Source organism: Aestuariivirga sp., from assembly GCF_044239095.1.
Taxonomy (GTDB): domain Bacteria; phylum Pseudomonadota; class Alphaproteobacteria; order Rhizobiales; family Aestuariivirgaceae; genus Aestuariivirga.
This window is the reverse complement of the sequence record NZ_JBIICB010000348.1, coordinates 1-3834: the sequence shown is the minus strand read 5'-3', so window position 1 is coordinate 3834 and position 3834 is coordinate 1. Positions and strand designations below refer to the sequence as shown.

Here is a 3834-nt window from a genome sequence, read left to right as displayed (position 1 = left end):
AGAAGATCGCCCAGACGAGATCTGGGACGGTGCGGAAGAACGCCACCAGACCGCGTACCGCCCATACCAGCAGGGGATGTGGCGACAGGCTCGGCGCGGCGAGGATTGCCAGTGGCAGGCTGATGACGAGGCCGAGAATGGTGCCCGCCACCGCCATCTGAAAGGTCTGAAGCAGAGACCACAACACCGGCTCCAGCCGATCCAGGGAAGGCGGGAACATCTGGCCTGCCAAGCGGCCGAGTGCTGGAATTCCGCGCGCCAGCCTGTCGAAGGAGATGCCGGAGGTGGTGAAGCTGGCGATCACGAAGGCAATCACCGCAAGGCTCAGCACAAATGTCAGCGCGCTTGGCCGGGCCAGCCGCGAAGGAAGCAGATGATCAGACATAGAGACCCCTGAGCTCACTTTCCTTGATGCTGCCAGCTGGCGCATCGAGCATGATTTTTCCGTTGCCGATGGCGATAATCCTGTCGGCGAAGTTGAGCGCATGGGTGAGATTGTGCGAAGTGAAGACCACGGTCTTCGCCTCCTGCCGCATCAGCGTCGCGAAGAGTTCCATGATCTCGTCACCCGCCTGAGGATCGAGGCTCGCTGCTGGCTCGTCAGCCAGCACAATGTCCGGCCGCTGCATCAGGGCGCGCGCGATTGCAACCCGCTGTGATTGCCCGCCTGAGAGCGAGTCCGCGCGCTGGCAGGCCGTGTGCGCGAGGCCTACCCGCTCAAGGCAGCGATAGGCTTCGGCTCTCACATCCTGCGGAGCCAGCGACTGCAGCCAGGCCCGCGCACCGTAGTTTCGCGCCTGGGCGCCATGCACGACATTGGTAAGCGCCGAGAGGCGTCCGACCAGATTGTGCTTCTGGAACACGAAGCCCACGCGCATGCGGACGCCGCGCAGCGTCCGGCGGCTGCCGAGCACATTCTCGCCGAGCACCTGGATCGATCCACCATCCGGCTCGATCAGCCGCGGGATGCAGCGGAGAAGGGTGGACTTGCCCGCCCCGTTGGCGCCGATCAGCGCGACAAGGCTTCCTGGGGCGACATCCAGAGTGATGTTTGAGAAAACCGGCTTCGCAGGCGAGAAGGCCTTCGACAGACCCCGAAGCGAAATCGCGGCGGAGCTGGGCTCCGCCGCGGCTGTCATGTTGTGAACCTGGAGGTTCAAGTCATTCACCAAGGAACTTGGAGAACTCGACTGCTCCAATGGTGCCATACATTCCGCGCACCATGTCGTAGTCCTTGTCGCTGACGGTGGCGACAAAATAGCCGCCTTCATACTTCTTGTTGTCCTCGCCCTTGGTGACGCCGGCCATCAAGGCATCGCCGTTTTCGAGGAAGGCCTTGCGGATTGCCTCGACGACTTCCGGCTTCACATAGCTAGCAGCCAGAAGGATGTCGTTCGGAAGATCGGGTCCACGGCCCACCACGGCGAATTTCTGGCCAGGGAACTTCTCGCGCACAGAGCGCAGATGAGTGAGGTTCATGCCCACGGCCTGGACGTCGCCGCGGATCATTGCTTCGACGGCGACGTTGCGCTTGATGATTTCCGCCGTGTAGTCGGTGTTATACTTGAGGCCAGCATCGGCCAGAATCTGCGCCGGGCCAAGCTGCTGCGACGTGGAGCCCACTTCGCCAAAGGCAACCTTCTTGCCCTTCAGATCCGCGACGGTCTTGATGTCGCCTTCAGCCATGACCACGATCTGCGAGAAGTAATCCGGACGGTGCCAGGCCACCACGGGCTTGGCTTCGGTAAGCTTGGCGAAAATCACGTACTCGGCGGGTCCCGTCAGGACGAAGTCGACCTGCTCCGCCCGCATTGCCTCGACGGCTGCGGTGCGGTTGTTGACCGCGGTGAACTCAACGTCCAGTCCGGAAGCCTTCTCAAGTTCCTCGACGAAGCCACCGAATTCGCGCTGCAGCTGTTCCATGCCCTCGACGTCGGTAACGGCGAAGCGGATGGTTTCGGCCGAAGCTGCGGTTGTCATTAGCCCGGCTGCAAGGGCCACGGCAGAAAACCAATTCCAGAGTTTCATGTCTTTCCTCCTGTTGAGAACACCGTCTCAACAAGCTTTCATGACGCTGTCATGAAGATCGGCGATTTCCCTTCACAACAGGGAGCAGAACATGCCTGACATGACGCGGAACGACATCGAAACTGTGATACGGGGCGGCCGCTGCCTGATCCCTGGAGAGGGCTTGGTTACTGCTGACATCGTCTGCTCCGGCGGCTGCATCGCCGAGGTGCGGCGTGGCAAGAGTTCGGGCAGCAGCGGTCTTGACGCATCGGGTTGTCTTGTCCTTCCTGGGATTGTCGATATTCACGGCGATGCTTTCGAACGGCAGATCATGCCCCGGCCAAAAACGATGTTCCCGCTCGACATCGCCATGCTTGAGACCGACCGGCAACTTGCCGCCAATGGTGTGACCACTGCCTATCACGGCATTACCGTCTCATGGGAGCCTGGCCTCAGAAGCCTCGAGGAGGCCAGCAGGATCATCGAGGCGCTCGACAGTCTCGAGCCCCGCCTTCGCACTGATCATCGCCTCCATATCCGGTGGGAGACCTTCGCACTCGATGAAATGGTGGAGGTTGAGGCCCTCTTCAAGCGAGCAAAGAAACCGCTGCTGGCGTTCAATGACCACACGACGCCGTCGATTGCAGGCTCACGTGCCGATATCAAGATCCGGAGCGCGGCGGAGCGGGCCATGATTGATGTGGAGCATTATTGGCGGCTGCTGCACGGTGTTGCAGAGCGTGCGGGCGAGGTCGCAGCATCCATCCGCCGAATGGCTGCCGCAGCAGCATCCGACGGTGTCCCAATGCTCTCGCACGACGACTATCTGCCTGAGGGCCGTTCGGCCTTTCGTGACATGGGTGTTCGGATCGCTGAATTCCCGATGAATTCACTCACACTTGATGCCGCGGCCGCGGCAGGTGACGTGGTCGTCCTTGGCGCGCCAAACGTGGTGCGCGGCGGCAGCCACAATGGCGCCATCGGCGCTGAGCAGGCAATCCGGCAGGAGAAGTGCTCCGTGCTGGCATCGGATTATTACTATCCGGCTCCCCTTCAGGCCGTCATTGCGCTGGAACAGCGCGGCGCCCTGCCGCTCGAGAAGGCGTGGGACATGATCAGTCAGGCTCCGGCAGCGGCATGCGGCCTCACGGATCGTGGCCGTATCGAGAAGGGGCTTCGCGCTGATCTCGTTATACTGCCGGAGACCGGTTCAGCCCCAGTGGCGACGCTTGTTGCCGGCAGCTGCGTCTACCGCGCATACTAAAGCATGATCTCGCGCGAGAACACTTGAAAGCGCATTCTACAAGGCAGGCTACTCCGACGCTGCAATTGACCGGCTGCAGTTCCGGCAGTCTGCATTGAGTGCCCGATCACTGCACCGGTGCGAGTGCTGACAAGGGAATCGCACCGGTAACAAGGCATGTGAATAGAAAGACCGCGAAGGCACCCAGGGCCCACTTCAGTGTCGACCGGATCAGTTCATTGAACTCGATACCCGCAAGGGCAGCGAGAAGAAAGGAGGAGGGGACCAGCGGACTGAGCAGATGCACCTGCTGCCCAACGAGCGAAGCCCGGCCCATTTCGGCAGCCGTGATGCCAAAGTTGGCTCCTGTCTCCGCCAGAATTGGCAAGACGCCGAAGTAGAATGCGTCATTTGATATGAAGTAGGTAAACGGCGCGCTGAGAAGCGACGTAATCGGCGCGAGATGAGGCCCCATCGCCTCCGGTATTACGCCTGTCACGGCAAGTGACATGGCATCGACCATCTTGGTGCCAGACAGTATGCCCGTGAACACGCCGGCTGCGAACACCATGCTGGCGACA

Annotated in this window: 4 protein-coding genes and 1 pseudogene; 1 reads left to right on the top strand and 4 read right to left on the bottom strand. The window is 61.2% G+C overall.

What is annotated here, in order from left to right; all coding sequences use genetic code 11:
- The 3 genes from ACILRA_RS20905 to ACILRA_RS20895 all read right to left on the bottom strand — a co-directional run.
- A partial coding sequence (locus ACILRA_RS20905; protein ID WP_395663979.1) for a PhnE/PtxC family ABC transporter permease occupies nucleotides 1–385 on the bottom strand: 385 nt, incomplete at its 3' end.
- Nucleotides 378–1160, bottom strand: coding sequence for a phosphonate ABC transporter ATP-binding protein (locus tag ACILRA_RS20900; RefSeq protein WP_395663978.1), 783 nt, complete (start codon nucleotides 1158–1160; stop codon nucleotides 378–380). The genes ACILRA_RS20900 and ACILRA_RS20905, both read right to left, overlap by 8 nt.
- Before the next feature lies 1 nt (nucleotide 1161).
- Complete coding sequence (locus ACILRA_RS20895) at nucleotides 1162–2028, bottom strand: PhnD/SsuA/transferrin family substrate-binding protein (RefSeq protein ID WP_395663977.1); 867 nt, start codon at nucleotides 2026–2028, stop codon at nucleotides 1162–1164.
- A gap of 91 nt (nucleotides 2029–2119) precedes the next feature.
- Here ACILRA_RS20895 and ACILRA_RS20890 point away from each other — a divergent pair, with 91 nt between their 5' ends.
- On the top strand, nucleotides 2120–3274 hold the full coding sequence (locus ACILRA_RS20890) for an alpha-D-ribose 1-methylphosphonate 5-triphosphate diphosphatase (RefSeq protein ID WP_395663976.1): 1155 nt from the start codon (nucleotides 2120–2122) through the stop codon (nucleotides 3272–3274).
- A gap of 106 nt (nucleotides 3275–3380) precedes the next feature.
- Here ACILRA_RS20890 and ACILRA_RS20885 read toward each other — a convergent pair.
- A pseudogene (locus tag ACILRA_RS20885) lies at nucleotides 3381–3834 on the bottom strand (citrate transporter); the annotation flags it as partial.